The sequence below is a fragment of the Streptomyces sp. NBC_00569 genome (assembly GCF_036345255.1).
GTDB lineage: Bacteria > Actinomycetota > Actinomycetes > Streptomycetales > Streptomycetaceae > Streptomyces.
This window is the reverse complement of sequence record NZ_CP107783.1, coordinates 1,774,559-1,789,633: the sequence shown is the minus strand read 5'-3', so window position 1 is coordinate 1,789,633 and position 15,075 is coordinate 1,774,559. Positions and strand designations below refer to the sequence as shown.

The window sequence follows — 15,075 nt, the reverse complement described above, 5'->3', positions numbered from 1 at the left end:
AGATGCAAGTCCCTCAGTCACGCTGAGGCCATGGCCGTCGTGCCGTTAACGAGCGGCGGACCAGGTGACAAGCAGCCTGCCAGTTGCCCTTTTTGGGGAGGGGGCTCCGTCTGGTTACTGGTCCGGCCACCAGGATTTCGAGATCACCCCATTGCCCGTTTGGCGGGTGTCACACCGCCAGGTCCTTGGCTGCGGACTTGATGCACCTGAGGCGGTTGATACCCCGCCCCGGTATGGTGAGGTGGCGATCGCCGTTCGGCGCGCCGAACGGCGAGGGAAGAGAGGGGACGGGACGTGAGCAGCGGACACGTAGGCAGGCGGGGGATCGCCCGGCTGCTGACGGTGTGCGCGGTGCTGTTCGGCCTGTTCCTCATGCACGGCTCCCCGGCGAGTGCCGCCGAGGGCTGCCACGGCTCGATGCCTGCACCCGCGCCCGTGTCCGTCGGTCACGACGGCTCCTCGATGACTATGGCTCACGCGCCCGCCACGCATCATCCAGGCCCGGCCGTCCAGGCCGCCGTGATGTCAGGGGCGCTGTGCGTGGCGATTCCGGTCCATGAGCGGATCCCCGTGGCGGCGCCCGGCCTCCTCGCCGTGGCCGCCGTCACGATTGCGGGCGCATGGACGCCGGCCTGGCTGCGGGCACTGGGCGGGAGCGGGCTGCGCGGGCCGCCGACCGGCGGAAGAGATCTCCTGCTCCAGGTGTGCATCGCGCGGACGTGACAGGCACGCGCCGAAACCCGGCCACCGGCCGGGACCGGCACCGCGCCCTGTCCCTCTCCGCGCGCCACCGGTGTGGTGCGCCCACCTGGAAAGACCCCTTCGATGATCTCCTCTTCCCGTCTATTTGCGCGCCGCAGCACGATCGCCGCGGCCGGTGTGACGACCGTTCTCGCGTTGACCCTGGCCGCCTGCAGTTCCTCCAGCGACTCCTCGTCCATGCCGAGTACGGACCACGGCAGTAGGTCCTCCGCCTCGTCCTCGTCCAGCGCGACGCCCTCGACGGGTGACATGCCCGGCATGGACCACATGGCTTCCGGCAACGGCCTGTCCGCCGGCCAGGGCGGCTACCGCCTCGCGTCGAAGGACACCACGCTGCTGTCAGGCGAACAGGCCGCGTACCGGTTCACGGTGACCGGCCCGGACGGCAAGCCGCTCACCGACTTCGCGGTCGACCAGACCAAGCGGATGCACTTCTACGCGATCCGCTCCGACCTCACCGGATTCCAGCACGTCCACCCGACCATGGCCGCCGACGGAACCTGGAGTGCGGACCTGTCCACCCTCACCCCGGGCTCCTGGCGCATGTTCGCCTCCTTCACTCCGAACACCGGCACGGGCAAGGGCGACGATTTCGTGCTCTCGCGCACCGTCGCGGTGTCCGGCAACGCCGTGAAGACCCCGCTGCCCGCACCGGCCACCAGCACGCAGGCCGACGGGTACACCGTCACCGTCAGGGGCGAGCCCATGGCGGGCATGGCGCACCCGCTGACGGTCTCGATCGCCAAGGCCGGGAAGCCCGTCACCGACCTTGAGCCCTACCTGGACACCTACGCCCACCTGACGGCCTTCCATGAAGGCGACGCCATGTTCGCCCACCTCCACCCGACCACCAAGGTGAGCGGCGACAACGGCGGCCCGGACCTGTCCTTCCACGCCGAGCTGCCCACCTCCGGCAACTGGCGGCTGTTCCTGCAGTTCCAGACCGGCGGCAAGCTCCACACCGCCGCCCTGACCCTGCGCGTCGGCTGAACCCCGGCGGGGCGCCGCCCACACGGCGGTGCCCCGCACCCCGGTTCGACGGACGCGCAGCCAAAGAGAGAGTGTCTGGGATCGCGGGCCGTACCTTGTGGAGGAAGGCTTCACAGATGCACGCCGTACTGCACGCACTGTCGATTGCCGGGTCCATGACCTGGGAGATCACCTGGGCCCTGATCCTGGGCTTCGCCTTGTCCGCCATCGTCCAAGCCGTGGTCCGCAAGTCCACCGTGGTCTCACTCCTGGGCGATGACCGGCCCCGCACGCTCGCCGTCGCCGCCGGCCTGGGCGCGGCGTCCTCATCCTGCTCGTACGCGGCGGTCGCGCTGGCCCGCTCGCTGTTCCGCAAGGGCGCGAACTTCACCGCCGCGATGGCCTTCGAGATCGCCTCCACCAACCTGGTCATCGAACTCGGCGTGATCCTGGCCCTGCTGATGGGCTGGCAGTTCACCGCCGCCGAATTCGTCGGCGGCCCGATTATGATCATCCTGTTGGCGGTCCTTTTCCGGCTCACCCTGCGTGACAAACTCCTGCGCGCCGCCCGCGAGCAGGCTGAACGCGGACTAGCCGGCTCGATGGAGGGTCACGCCGCGATGGACATGTCCGTTCACCGTGAGGGCTCCTTCGCCCGACGCCTGTTCTCCCGCGAGGGTTTCACCTCGACCTCGCACGTCTTCGTCATGGAGTGGGCGGCGATCCTGCGCGACCTGATCGTCGGCCTGCTCATCGCCGGCGCGATCGCCGCCTGGGTTCCCGACTCTTTCTGGCGCACCTTCTTCTTCGACGGCCACCCTCTCGCTGCCAAGTTGTGGGGCCCGATCGTCGGCCCGCTCGTAGCGATCGCCTCATTCGTGTGTTCCATCGGCAACGTGCCGCTGGCGGTGGTGCTGTGGAAGGGCGGCATCAGCTTCGGTGGCGTGGTGGCGTTCATCTTCGCCGACCTGCTGATCCTGCCGATCCTCAACATCTACCGGAAGTACTACGGCGCGAAGATGGCCGCCTTCCTGCTCGGCACGTTCTACCTCGCGATGGTCATCGCCGGGTACATCGTCGAATTCGCCTTCGGCGGGCTCGGCCTGATCCCCGACCGGGCCGACGCGGAGATCCCTACGGGGGGCGTGAGGTGGAACTACACCACCTGGCTCAACATCGCCTTCCTTCTGCTGGCCGCGGTGCTCCTGGTGCGCTTCTTGCGCACCGGCGGGCTGTCCATGCTCCGCATGATGGGCGGCTCACCTGACACCGGTCACGATCACACCGGCCAGGTACAGCAAGGGCAACAAGCAGGGGACAGGCACGACGGGCACCACCACTGAACGGCGGCCTCCGCCCGTGAGCGGAGCGCCGATTCTGCCCACGGGCTGATCTGTGGCCCGCCGTCGACGTGCTGGATTAGTGCTGTGACTGCCACACTGCCGCGCGTCTCTTGCCCAGCCCGGACTGCAAACGATCCTGCCGACCGGCACCGCGGATGTCTTCCGGGCCTTTGCTCAGGACCTGGCCGCCGTCCGGCGCCACCGGACGGCCGAGACCGCACAGTTCATCCGCGCGTGCTTCGAGCTGGACCCGTCCGGTCCTGACGGCAGGGCAATCGGGCCAGGCTGACGAAACACTCGAACTCACCTTCAACAACTGCACCCCTACGTGGCCGCGCGAGAGCATCCCAGAGGGCGGCCCGTAGGGATCAGCACCGTCGCCTTGCCCAACTCCGCTGTCATCCTGCCGATCTCGCTGTGCAGACAGATGTCAGCGTGGAAGCCCCGACTGTGACAGCGGCGCACAGGAGTGCATGCCCCTGTCGACGGGGCTGTGGTGGGGGTCGCGGCAGGCACCACCCGGCAGACGGTTGTCACGAACTGCGCGTCTTCTGCACATCCCTCTGACCAAGTCCCGTATGAACCCGACTCCCGGACCTTCTATGACCGCAAACGAGCCGAGGGGAACGTCATACCCAGGCTGTGATCGCCATCGCCCGCCGCCGCGCCAACGTCCTATGAGCCCTCACCATGACCGACGCCTCTACGATGTCGCCCCACCCGAGCCAACCAGCAAGCCGCTGGCGCAACGAACCGGAGCCGTGACTGTCGGACCAGAAACTTGCTGGCTGGCGTCTGATCCACAGGGCATGCTGAACGCGTGATCGAGCGAGAGACCGCAGTTCGTATCGTGGAGGAAGAGCTGGAGCGCGAGAACCGCAAATGGGCGGCTCTGGGCGTGGACCCGATACGCACAACAGTTCTCCACGTAGAGGAGCACGAGCTGGTCTGGAAGGTCTACTGGCAGTCCGATGAATTCGCGCGCACCCGCAACCCCGCCACCATGCTGATCGGTCACGGCCCGTACCTGGTCGACCGCATTGACGGAGGACTGCATGAAATCGGGGCTCTCTCCGAGCATGGCGGAGACTGGGAGGCTGACTATCGCGTTCGCATCCGTGGGCTCGTCATCCGTACTCCTGTGGACGATCTACACGATGAGATACGCGAAACCGCCGCAGGACGTGGACGCATGAGCGCGGCGCGCATCCTGCGCCAGAGGCTGCCGATGCTCTCTCCAGCGCAGGCCCTCGAGTACGTGAGTGCGTTGCTGCACGCCGACGCCCCAGCCCACCTCGTGGCTGTCGCCGTTGAACAACTCGTCGAACCCATGAACCCGGTGCTCGCTGTGAAGACCATTCGTCAAGGAAAGGTCGACTAGCAAAGCCGGCTCACAGCGGTTGATTTCTCCATTCGGCAGCCCGTTCGGCCAGGCAGGTTCTCGGACCCGACAGTACTGATGAGCGGCCACGGCCACTGAGGTGTGGACATGAATCCTCGCGTGGTTGGCCTTGTCGTCGGCACGGTAGCCTTGCCCGCCGCAGAGCCGGGCCCCTCAGGCCGGTACCGGAGCGCCGCCGACGGTCGAGGTCAGAGATTCGAGCCGTTTGATCTTCCCCCGCACCACGTACAGGGGGATCACGCCGAACGCCCCGAAGGACATGTCGATCACGGACCACCAGAAGGGAATCCCCCGGATCGGCCCGCAGATCAAAGCCAGCGGGATGATCCCGGCGCAGGCGATCATCCCGAACTCGATCACCCAGATATTGCGGACCGGGTCGCGGTAGGGACCGTAGAACGCCACGGCGATGACGAGGTGGGCGAACGCCAGCCAGTCAGTGCCGTACAGCAGGAACGGATAGTTCGCGTCGGCCTCGTCGAGTCCGGCACGGACGCGTCCTATCCACTCCATCAGCGAGGGCAGATGGTCGCCCACGGACAGCCAGTTCAACAGGTCTTCGGTCCAGCGCAGTTCATGGACGAGCGGGAAGGCCGTGGTCCCGCTGAGGACCAGGCACACGCCGAAGAGGACCAACCACGCACGGATGCCCTTGAGTAGGGCGGCTCTGTCGCTCATGGCAGGAGCGTACGCCCTTGTTGAACACGTTCAAAACATAGGTTCTCGCGGTCAAGCGACCAGCCCCCACCCGTCATCCGCCGCCAGGGACATTCGCGGCTTGTGACCGCCCCAGCGTCCGGTGCACCTGGAGCCGCACCCCCCGGCCAAGGAGGAACCGGAGTTCATCCGTGACGGAGTGTCCGACCTGGGCGTGTGCGACTGGGCGCGACAGATACGTCCGGTCGCCATGCTGGCGGTCGTCACCCACGCGTCTTTCACGTGACCCGCATGGAGTTCCTCGAGCTCATCTGACCCGCCGTTCGACGCCGGTCGCACCACGACCGAGACGACGGAGGTACAGGCATGACGGAGCCGGAGTATGTCGGCGACCGGCCGCGCCGCGCTGGCTCGGCCGGCTCGCTGGCCGGCGGGGTCAACAATTGCGCGCCGACGGTGGTCGCGTAGCCGCGCAGCCTTCGGCCGATGGCTTGACGTTCCCGTGACCGGCGAGGTGGCGGTCGCCGGACCGGGTAGGGGGATTCGTGTGTTCACCGTCGATGCAACTCGACTACTGGGCGGCCGCGGTTTCACGGGAAGTGTGGAGATGATCAGCAGACGAACCTTCGGAAAGGTCGTCGGTACGGGAGCGGTTTCGGCCTCGGCGGCCGCCCTTTCCGTGGCATGCTCGACTACCTTGTCCGGCGAAAACAATCATTTTCCGCAAACGGAGGAGCCGGTAGAGGGAAACTCAGAGTTCGGTTCATTGAAGCAGATCAAGGCTGGCGTCCTGAATGTGGGGTACGCCGATTTGGGTCCGGCTCATGGCCCGGTGGTCGTTCTTCTGCACGGCTGGCCTTACGACATTCACAGTTACGTCGCTGTCGCGCCTTTGCTGGCGGAAAAGGGATACCGGGTCATCGTTCCGTACCTGCGGGGCCATGGCACGACGCGCTTCCTTTCGAGCGGAACGTTCCGGAACGCACAGCAGTCGGTATTTTCTCTCGACATCATCGCTTTGATGGACGCGCTGCGGATCGGCAAGGCGATCCTCGCAGGCTATGACTGGGGATCGCGGACCGCGGACATCATTGCGGCGCTCTGGCCGGAGCGGGTGAAGGGCTTGGTCTCCGTGACCGGCTATCTGATCACGAACCTGGAAGCCAACAAGAAGCCACTTCCGCCCAAGCTCGAGTGGGCATGGTGGTATCAATTCTACTTCGCCACGGAGAGAGGCAAGCTCGGACTCGAAAAGAACCGGCATGATCTGGCGAAGCAGATCTGGAAGTTCAACTCTCCGACATGGGCATTTAATGACGCCACGTTCGATCGCGCCGCGGCCGCGTTCCGAAATCCGGATTACGTCAGCATCGTGATCCATAATTATCGATGGCGGCTGAGCCTGGCCAAGGGCGACCCCCGTTACGACGACCTCGAAAAGCGGCTCGCCGCAAGTCCCGTCATCACAGTGCCCACGATCACACTCGACGGCGAGGTCGATCCCTTCACGCCTGCGGGCGGTGGCTCTTCCTATCGCGACAAATTCACCGGTCAGTATGCGCACCGAACTCTGAAGGGTATCGGTCACAATCTGCCCCAGGAAGCGCCTCGCGACTTCGCGCAGGCCGTCGTGGACGTCGACCATTTTCCCGCAGCCGGGCGGACGTCATCTCCATGACGGCGGACCGCGGGGCCTGTCCACGCTGCCCGAGTGAGAAGACCATCCGGGATTCCGTGTACAGGCACCCGGTCATCCTTCGCGGCTGACCACCGGATCCACCTCGCGGGCTGGCCAAAGACCGCCGCAAGGGCTTCAACGAGACCGACTACATCCGGTTGCTGGATGCAGGCCAGCAGCAGCTCGGCGGTTCCGTCGTCCTCGCCTGGGACAACTTGAACACGCACATCAGCCACACCATGCGCAGGCTGGCCATCGCCCGACCATGGCTGACCAACTATCAACTGCCCTCCTAAGAAGTGATTTCATTTGGGGAGTCTGCGGTGGCAGATGAGTGTCGCGGCGATGGCGACGAAGGCAAGGAAGTGTTCGGGCTTGCGTTCGTAGCGGCGGTGAAGTCTGCGGCAGCCGGCGAGCCAGGCGACGGAGCGTTCTACGACCCAGCGGTGTCGTCCGAGGCGGTCGGAGTTTTCGATGCCTCGGCGGGCGATGCGGGGTGTGATGCCGCGTGAGCGGAGCCATCGACGCAGGTGAGGGTAGTCGTAACCTTTGTCGCCATGGAGCTTGTCCGGCCTGCGGCGGCGCGGTCCGCGGCGGGACCTGATCGGTGGGATCCCACGGACGAGAGGCTCAAAGCCCTGACTGTCGTGGGTGTTGGCCGCGGAGATTCCGAGCGAGATCGGAAGGCCGTTGCGGTCAACTATGAGGTGGATTTTGGACCCCTTCTTACCTCGGTCGGTCGGATTCGGTCCCGTCAACTGCCCCCTTTGAGCGCGCGGACACTCACCGAATCGATAGCGCAGCGCGACCAGTCCAGCTCGCCCTGGACGCCGAGTTCATCGAGCACCAGGCGGTGGAGCCTGGCCCACACTCTGGCCTGGGACCACTCGGTGAAACGCCGGAAGGCGGTCACACCTGACGGTCCGATACCAGGTGGGAGTTGGTTCCATGTGCATCCTGACGTGGCTACGAAAACGATGGCCGCCAGCACTTCACGGTCCCCATGCCGTCGCCGGCCGCCACCCTGAGGACGCGTCGGCGCTGGAGGAACCACCCGCTGGAACAACTCCCACAAGCCGTCCGGCACCAACCGCTCAACAAGCTTCGTCGTCACGCCATCAGCATCCCGCAAGATCACACCAAACGAAATGACTTCTAAGCAGCCGAACTCAACCCCGTCGAAGGCATCTGGTCGCTCCTGAAGAGGACCCTGGCCAACCTCTCCAAGCACAGCCGCGACGACCTCACCACCCTGGTGAAGATCCGCCTGAAACGGGTGCAGTGCCGCCCCCGCCTGATCGACAGCCGGGTGGCCAAGTCCCCATTCGACTTCCATCTGCCGCAGCCGCAGCCGCAGCCGCAGCCGCAGCCGCAGCCGCAGCCGCAGTCGTGAAGCTCTCTAGCGTGGGCCGAGGCCGGTGCGACCGTCGAGGAGCTCACGAGCGGCATCGAGGTGTCCGAGATGCCGGGCGGTCTCCTCGATCATGTGGAGAACGATCCTGCGCAGATCTGCGACCTCGTCGTCGAGGTCGCTGCCGTGCCGCCCGGCCGGCTTCGCATCCAGCGGTGTGGTGGCCAGCAGGGCGTTACCTCGTTCGCACTGTTCCCGGTAGAAAGCAAACACCTCCGCAACCGGACGCCCCGAGGCCATCTCCTCCTCGTCATCGGGCCACGGCACATCGACCGCGATCCCGCAGAACACCTCTTGGAACCAGTGCCGCTCGGCATCGCCCAGATGCTTGACCAGCCCGAGCGGCGTCCACCCCGACGGCAGCACCGAGGTCCGCAACTGCTCGTCGGTGAGCCCGTCGAGGATTGCTCGCACACTGGCCCGCTGAGCGTCGAGGAAATGCTGCAGGGCAACAGCTTCCGCGGTCATCGTGCTGGTGGGATGCATGGTCATCCTTTCGAGCAACACGTTCGTCGTCACGCGCCGCAGGACTATTCCAGATCCGAGGAACGCGAGGAACCCCTCGCCCTCGCCCTGAGCGGGCACGAACGCGCTCCCCGCCGGCCATGAGTCGATCCCGTACAGGTGACCCAGGTTAAGGACCTCTAGCTCTCGGTGGAGGGCTCTCGATGGGTGAGGCTGTCGCCATGGGAATGCGCCTGGTTGCCGACAACTTCGTTGGCAGCAACATGAAGTCCATCGGCCACGTCATTCCTGAGGAGGCACCGGAAGGGCCCGCCGACATGCTGAAGAGCCACTGAAGGTTACTCCCCGTGGTGGCTATCAAGCGCTTGGTGAGCAGGGCGAGCCTCCAGGCCACTGCCGGGCGATGGCGGGGAGGCGCCGGCGGACACAGAAGTGACCCGGTGAGCGCGGCCCACGGGCTCACCGACGCACTACTTCGTGGTCACGAAGCCAAACCCGCCGGAGTCCAAGGCGGACACGATTGCGCTGTACCCGTCGCGCACGGAAGCAATGATCAGGTCGGTTGCGGCTTCACCGCCGCAGCATTCTCCGGCCCTCGATGCGAGAATGTGTGCGTAGGTCGTGCCCGTGGATGGGATGACGCTATGGGCTTCAGTAGTGAAGCGGGCGGTGGAGATCCGCTCACACCATTCGACATGGCAACTGCGGCTTTGCTGAGGGTGGACAGCCATGGCGTGATCGCGGCCTGGAACCAGGCCGCTCAGGATCTCCTCGGGTACACCGCGGTCGACGTGCTGGGGCACTCAGTGACAACCCTGCTCGTCGACGAGGGTGATGTGCCTGCCGTGCAGTCATGGCTGCACGGGGCGGAGAACGGCTGGAAGAGCCCTCTCGCAGCGCTCCACCGCGAGGGGCGTCCCGTGGAAGTCGCGGTTCGTGCGTGCCGGCTTCACGCGCTCGGCGGGCATCGTGAGTGGCTCGTCGCCCTGCGGGACGCCGCCGCGCTGCGCGAGGACGAGTGGCATGAGGATGTCGCGAGGAGTCTGCTGCAGCAGTCCCCGCTGGGTGTCGCCGTGCTCGACACGGACCTCCGATACCAGTGGGTGAACCGTGCGATGGCTCACCTCGACGAGGAGGGGTGCGGCGCCGCCACCGCTCCGGCCGCCGGTGCGGAGCCATCGCCCATCGTGGCACGCCAGGCCAAGCAGGTACTGAAGTCAGGGCAGGCACCGGTGGCTCTGGAGAACATCGCGCCGATCCGAGTGCCCGGCCGGGAAGACGCCGGTCATGTCAGGCTCCGCTCCTCCTTTCCCTTGAGCGGCGCTGACGGCAACGTGCTCGGGGTCTGTCACGCCGTCCTCGACTTCCAGGGCCAGGACCCGGCGCGCGAACGGCTGACCCTGCTCAACACGGCCAGTGAACACATCGGCACCACGCTGGATCTGGACCGTACGGTGCACGCGCTTGCCGAGATCATGGTGCCCTCCGTCGCGGACTTCGTGGCAGTTGATCTGCTCGAAAGTGTCCATGCGCCGATGGACCTGACACCGAGATCCGCCGACTCTTCCGACCCCCTGTGCCGTGTGGCCCACCTTTCGATCCAGGAAGATCGCCCCGAAGCGGCAGTCGAGATCGGCGCGACGTCCCATTACGCCAAGGAGTCGCCCCAACGACGCTCCCTGGCCACTGGACAGCCGATCCGTGAGGTGGTTCGCCCGTCGACGCCTTGGCTCGCGAAAGACCCGCTGCGCTGGACAAGGCTGATCCGGCTGGGCGTGCACACGCAGCTGGTGGTACCGCTGCGGGCACGCGGCATCAATATGGGCGTCGTCACCCTGCTGCGTTGGAAGAATCCCCGCCCGTTCGACGAGGACGACCTCTTCCTCGTCGCGGACTTGGTGGGCCGGGCCGCCGTGAGCGTCGACAACGCCAGGCGTTACACCCGCCAGCAGCAGGCGGCGCTGACCTTGCAGCAGAGCCTGCTGCCGCAAGACCTGCCCGATCTCAGTGCCGTCGAAGCCGCCTACCGGTACCTGCCGGCCGACTCCGAAGTGGGCGTCGGCGGCGACTGGTTCGACGTCATTCCGCTCTCGGGTGCCCGTGTGGCACTCGTCGTGGGCGATGTCGTCGGGCACGGCCTCCACGCCGCGGCAAGCATGGGACGCCTCCGGGCGGCCGTGCAGACCCTCGCGGACCTTGATCTTCCCCCGGATGAGCTGCTGACCAAAGTCGACGACCTTGTCCTGCGTCTGTCCGACGAAGCGGAAGCCACATCCGACGGGCCCGTCGTCATCGGCGCGACGTGTGTCTATGCCGTCTACGACCCGATCGCCCGCACCGTGACCATGGCCCGCGCCGGACATCCCACCCCCGCGATCGCGAACCTCGACGGGCCGGTCGAGTTCCCCGACGTTCCCGCCGGGCCGCCCCTGGGGCTGGGCGGCCTGCCCTTCGAGTCGGCAGAGATCCCGGTCGAGGAGGGAAGCATCATCGCGCTGTACACCGACGGGCTGATCGAAGCGAGCGATCGCGACGTCGATGTCGGATTCGAGCGCCTGTGCTTCGCCCTTGCTCACCCTGACCGCCCGTTGGACGAGATCTGCGACACCATGGTCAGGATCCTGTTGCCCGATCGTCCCTCTGACGACGTCGCCTTCCTCATCGCACGTACCCGCGCCCTGAGTTCGGACAGCGTTGCCACTTGGGACGTGTCCGCCGAGCCGTCCGCCGTCCACGAGGCGCGGGAGAAGTCCGTCAGCCAACTTGAGGTCTGGGGACTGCAAGCGGCCGCTTTCACCACCGAACTGATCGTCAGTGAGCTCGTCACCAACGCCATCAGGCACGCCTCCGGCCCGATCAGCCTGCGGCTCATCCGGGAGCACATGCTGATCTGTGAGGTCTCGGACACCAGCAGTACGTCTCCGCACATGCGACGCGCTTCGGGCACGGAGGAGGGAGGTCGCGGACTGTTCCTGGTCGCGCAGATGGCCCAACGCTGGGGGACCCGCTACACAGCCGAGGGCAAGACGATATGGGCCGAACAGCCGCTGCCCGCGTCTATCTGACCATCCAAGCGGCCTGAGGCGGCGATGGCCTGTTTGTACCGGAGATCCGTCCGTGTGTGGATTCGGGGTTGCTCCCGGTGGAGGTTCGCGGCGAGAGGCCGAGTGAGCCGGGGCTGGGTGGGAGCGACGATCAGGATCCAGGTCCATCGGTCCGCCGCCTCGTGAGTACGGAGATTCGTAGTGGTCCAGCCCAGGGTCTGCGTCGCGAGCGTAGGTGGTGGTGCGGGGAGCACTCCGCAGGGACCGAGAGGTGACTTCATGTCACCACAGGGGGTTGTATGACCACGGACAGCTGGATAGGACTGTCCGCGTGACTGATCAACGCAGCTTCGCCCGTACCGTCATCGCGCTCTCCCTGGCCGTGATCGCCTGTTGTGCGCTCACTTTCACCATCATGCTGCTGGCCGGGAGTCCCGCCGTGCAGCCGCAGCGCGTCCTGGATCAGGACGCGCTCGCGCGGGCCGTCCTCAACAACGTCAAAACATCCGCTGACTTCGTCAAGCCCCCGACCATCGACGATGTCAGCTGCCCCGCTTCCATCTCCGTCGAGGCGGGCCGGGAGTTCGAGTGCGACGTCGTCGGGGTCGGCGACGGCCACAGGAGCGGCCGTGCCTGGGTCAAGGTGAAGATCAAGGACGATCAGGGCGACCTGTCAGTGGGCTGAGGAACGGCAGAGCGGGTGAGCGGACCGCAGCCGTGGCATCGGGGCCATCTCGGCCCCTGCTGGCGGCAGAAGCGGACCACCTATAGGCCCAGCCCCATGCCAGGGGGACCGTCAAAGGACACAACCGGCGCGGCCGTACCCGAGAACGATCTCTTCGCCGGACTACGCTGATCCGCCCCTCCGACCGGGGCCCGAGAAAGCTCATCGGCCGCACAAGCGCGATCGAGCCCTGCGCGCCCCGCGTCCCTCCGAGGGCTGACCCACGAGATCGACAAGTCCCCATGACCGACTCTGGTGCCGGGCTTGGGAATCGTCTTCGTGGTGGTGATCGCGGGCTCGTTGACCTTCAGCTTCGGACCGGTTGTGCTTCTCGTCCCGTCAGGTGCCGCCACCTGGAGCGCGTGGCCTGTACTGCGTCGCGCCATCGGGGCGTGGTGTGGTCGGCGGGCAGGGGGAGGGCGGGCAGGTAAGCAGTGAGTGAGAGGCCGGCCGCACAGGAGAGCGCGTAGGCCCCAGTCACGCCAACTGCCCTTCACCGAGGGGGCAGTGTGCCAGTCGCCCACCCGCCGGATGCCCCTTGTGGTACCACCTCTTAGGCTGCGGTCGTTGGCCAATGCATCGAGTGGGGGGTAGTGGGCCGATGAATCAGGTTCATCATGCAGCGGATGTCTTCCAGCCACTTCAGGCGGAGGACCCGCCGGTGGTGGCGGGCTACCGGCTTGCCGCCCGGCTGGGCGCGGGTGGCATGGGCCGGGTCTACCTCTCGCATACCCAGGGCGGCCGCCCCGTGGCGATCAAGGTCGTGCGGCCGGAACTGGCGGACGACCCGGACTTCCGGCGGCGGTTCGGCAGGGAGATCAAGGCAGCTCGGCGGGTTCGGGGGGCGTACACCGCCGAGTTGATCGACGCCGACGCGGACGGCGTACCGCCTTGGCTGGCCACGCTGTACGTGCCCGGGCCGTCCCTGGCCCAGGCTGTGGCCCGACAGGGGCCGCTGCCGGTGCCGGCCCTGCTGTGGCTGATGGCGGGGGTGGCCGAGGCGTTGCAGGCGATCCATGCCGAGGGCATCGTGCACCGGGACTTGAAGCCGTCGAACGTGCTGTTGGCCGCCGACGGGCCACGGGTGATCGACTTCGGTATCGCGCTGGCCGCCGACGGAACCTCGTACACGGCGACGGGAAACATGATCGGCACGCCCGCGTATATGGCCCCGGAGCAGGCGACGGGGGACGAGGCCACGGCGGCGACCGATGTCTTCGCCCTGGGCCAGACGGCCGCGTTCGCGGCGCTAGGCAGGCCGCTCTACGGCGATGGATCGGGCGTCAACCTGCTGTACCGGATCGTGCACTCCGAACCCGACCTGTCCCTGCTGCCTGAGCCGTTGCGTCCGCTGTTCGCCCGGTGCCTGGCCGCCGATCCGGCTGAGCGGGCCACCCCGGCGGAGATCGTGGGCTGGTGCCGGCGGCAGCTGGGAGCGGACGCCGACGAGGGCGGGGGACCGGCCGTGTGGCGGGAGATCACCGGGCCGGAGTTCCTGGTTCCGCCCCCGGTGCCCGACCCCACTCCGGTGTACCCGCAGGCGCTGGCCGGGTACCCGCTGCCGCTGACCGGGTACCCGCAGCCGACGCTGGAGGAGCGCAAGGCCCGCAGGCGCCGCTCCATGCTGATCACGGCCGTCGGTGTGACCGCGGGCACGCTGATCGTGACAGCGCTGGCCTGGACGGTCATGGACGCGAAGGACCGCATCGATCACCGGGACACCACGGGCGCGTCGACGTCGTCGACGTCAGCCACGGGAGCGGACACACGGCCGTCGGGGTCCTCCTCGGCTTCTGCGCCAGGGTCCTCGTCCGACTCCTCGGATTTGGCGGGCCCGGGCACCGGTGATGACCGTGCGTCCGGGACTTCGTCGTCCTCCTCGGCCCGGCCCCAGGAGCCGAAGCCCGAGCCTTACCCCCTGGTGTGGCTGGACACGAAGAACTCGGTGAGTCTCAAGGACCCGGACGCTGCACGGAAGAACCGCACGGGCGACATTCGCTTCGGCTGCAAGTCGGCCGGTTGCGAACTGGACAGCGACACCAGCGTGTTCCTCCAGCTGTACGGCAAGCCCGGCGGCACCCTCGACGAGTGCCGTCTCATGCTCAAGCACGAGAAGAACCACCGTCTGCCGCTCGCCGGGGCGGCCAACGGCAGCGAAATCTGTATCAAGAACCCCTCGGGCGACATCGCGCTGTTCGTGATTGGCACGAAGTCGACCGCGATGCCGGACATCGGCTTCCTCCAGGGCGACTTGACGATCTGGCGAGGGGCGGCCTAGATGATCGACGCCGAGGAGTGCATGTAGAGACCTGAACGAGGCTCTCCGAGATCCTGCTCTTGCCCTTACCGCCCCAGCAGCAGCCCCTATCTGCCTGTGCCGCTCGAAAATACGAACCGGTGTTGTGAGCTGTGGTGATGGGGTCGGTCAGGCGGCGTGGAGGTGCTCGTCGATCCCGGTCCCCGGAGGAAGGGGCGCAGTGAGTCCGACGAGTGCCCCGTGCGCCATGGCAAGGTTCCCGGCCTGCTGAACGGTCCATGTGGCGGTGGAGTGGGCGGTGACGTCGGCGAGCTGGACGCAGCGGGTGCCGTGTTCGATGAAGGTCGGGGCACACAGGGGGAG

Annotated in this window: 12 protein-coding genes and 2 pseudogenes; 11 read left to right on the top strand and 3 right to left on the bottom strand. The window is 66.8% G+C overall.

What is annotated here, in order from left to right; translation table 11 throughout:
* Positions 1–294: 294 nt before the first annotated feature.
* From OHO83_RS08240 to OHO83_RS08225, 4 genes are all read left to right on the top strand, one after another.
* Positions 295–723 carry a hypothetical protein gene (locus tag OHO83_RS08240; protein WP_330279002.1) on the top strand — a complete coding sequence of 143 codons (429 nt, stop codon included), beginning with the start codon at positions 295–297 and terminating at the stop codon, positions 721–723.
* 102 nt (positions 724–825) lie between these two features.
* A complete protein-coding gene (locus OHO83_RS08235) occupies positions 826–1,752 on the top strand; it encodes a hypothetical protein (RefSeq protein WP_330279001.1) in 927 nt (308 codons plus the stop codon).
* Positions 1,753–1,868: 116 nt separating this feature from the next.
* Positions 1,869–3,074: a permease gene (locus tag OHO83_RS08230; RefSeq protein ID WP_330279000.1), complete on the top strand. Its 1,206-nt coding sequence runs from the start codon at positions 1,869–1,871 to the stop codon at positions 3,072–3,074.
* Positions 3,075–3,894: 820 nt separating this feature from the next.
* Positions 3,895–4,455, top strand: a complete 561-nt coding sequence (locus OHO83_RS08225) for a YrhB domain-containing protein (protein WP_330278999.1) — start codon at positions 3,895–3,897, stop codon at positions 4,453–4,455.
* Positions 4,456–4,629: 174 nt separating this feature from the next.
* On the opposite strand, the gene OHO83_RS08220 is transcribed toward OHO83_RS08225, so the two are convergent.
* Positions 4,630–5,154 carry a hypothetical protein gene (locus tag OHO83_RS08220; protein WP_330278998.1) on the bottom strand — a complete coding sequence of 175 codons (525 nt, stop codon included), beginning with the start codon at positions 5,152–5,154 and terminating at the stop codon, positions 4,630–4,632.
* Positions 5,155–5,740: 586 nt separating this feature from the next.
* On the opposite strand from OHO83_RS08220, the gene OHO83_RS08215 reads away from it, so the two are divergent.
* The gene (locus tag OHO83_RS08215; protein WP_330280735.1) at positions 5,741–6,811 is read left to right on the top strand and encodes an alpha/beta fold hydrolase; all 1,071 of its coding nucleotides are present in this window, start codon (positions 5,741–5,743) and stop codon (positions 6,809–6,811) included.
* A gap of 104 nt (positions 6,812–6,915) precedes the next feature.
* Positions 6,916–7,101 (top strand): annotated as a pseudogene (locus tag OHO83_RS08210) (IS630 family transposase); the annotation flags it as partial.
* 15 nt (positions 7,102–7,116) lie between these two features.
* Here OHO83_RS08210 and OHO83_RS08205 read toward each other — a convergent pair.
* A protein-coding gene (locus tag OHO83_RS08205; RefSeq protein WP_330280734.1) for an IS5 family transposase occupies positions 7,117–7,925 on the bottom strand; the annotation gives its coding sequence in 2 pieces (ribosomal slippage) (positions 7,117–7,575 and positions 7,578–7,925; 807 coding nt in all).
* Between the two features lie 45 nt (positions 7,926–7,970).
* On the opposite strand from OHO83_RS08205, the pseudogene OHO83_RS46925 reads away from it, so the two are divergent.
* Positions 7,971–8,204, top strand: a pseudogene (locus OHO83_RS46925) (hypothetical protein); the annotation flags it as partial.
* Positions 8,205–8,210: 6 nt separating this feature from the next.
* Here OHO83_RS46925 and OHO83_RS08200 read toward each other — a convergent pair.
* Entirely contained in the window at positions 8,211–8,741 is a 531-nt protein-coding gene (locus OHO83_RS08200) for a DinB family protein (protein ID WP_330278997.1), read from the bottom strand.
* 149 nt (positions 8,742–8,890) lie between these two features.
* Here OHO83_RS08200 and OHO83_RS08195 point away from each other — a divergent pair, with 149 nt between their 5' ends.
* The 4 genes from OHO83_RS08195 to OHO83_RS08180 all read left to right on the top strand — a co-directional run bounded on the left by OHO83_RS08195 (position 8,891) and on the right by OHO83_RS08180 (position 14,733).
* Positions 8,891–9,022, top strand: coding sequence for a hypothetical protein (locus tag OHO83_RS08195; protein WP_329432711.1), 132 nt, complete (start codon positions 8,891–8,893; stop codon positions 9,020–9,022).
* Positions 9,023–9,331: 309 nt separating this feature from the next.
* Positions 9,332–11,752 carry a SpoIIE family protein phosphatase gene (locus OHO83_RS08190; RefSeq protein ID WP_330278996.1) on the top strand — a complete coding sequence of 807 codons (2,421 nt, stop codon included), beginning with the start codon at positions 9,332–9,334 and terminating at the stop codon, positions 11,750–11,752.
* 310 nt (positions 11,753–12,062) lie between these two features.
* Positions 12,063–12,416: a DUF4333 domain-containing protein gene (locus OHO83_RS08185; RefSeq protein WP_266677403.1), complete on the top strand. Its 354-nt coding sequence runs from the start codon at positions 12,063–12,065 to the stop codon at positions 12,414–12,416.
* A 640-nt stretch (positions 12,417–13,056) separates the two neighbouring features.
* Entirely contained in the window at positions 13,057–14,733 is a 1,677-nt protein-coding gene (locus OHO83_RS08180; RefSeq protein ID WP_330278995.1) for a serine/threonine-protein kinase, read from the top strand.
* Positions 14,734–15,075: the final 342 nt, after the last annotated feature.

Excerpts from the sequence above, each read along its gene's own strand:
- OHO83_RS08190 (WP_330278996.1), top strand. The coding sequence starts at position 9,332 with ATGGGCTTCAGTAGTGAAGCGGGCGGTGGAGATCCGCTCACACCATTC.
- OHO83_RS08220 (WP_330278998.1), bottom strand. The coding sequence starts at position 5,154 with ATGAGCGACAGAGCCGCCCTACTCAAGGGCATCCGTGCGTGGTTGGTC.
- OHO83_RS08230 (WP_330279000.1), top strand. The coding sequence starts at position 1,869 with ATGCACGCCGTACTGCACGCACTGTCGATTGCCGGGTCCATGACCTGG.
- OHO83_RS08195 (WP_329432711.1), top strand. The coding sequence starts at position 8,891 with ATGGGTGAGGCTGTCGCCATGGGAATGCGCCTGGTTGCCGACAACTTC.
- OHO83_RS08235 (WP_330279001.1), top strand. The coding sequence starts at position 826 with ATGATCTCCTCTTCCCGTCTATTTGCGCGCCGCAGCACGATCGCCGCG.
- OHO83_RS08180 (WP_330278995.1), top strand. The coding sequence starts at position 13,057 with ATGAATCAGGTTCATCATGCAGCGGATGTCTTCCAGCCACTTCAGGCG.
- OHO83_RS08215 (WP_330280735.1), top strand. The coding sequence starts at position 5,741 with ATGATCAGCAGACGAACCTTCGGAAAGGTCGTCGGTACGGGAGCGGTT.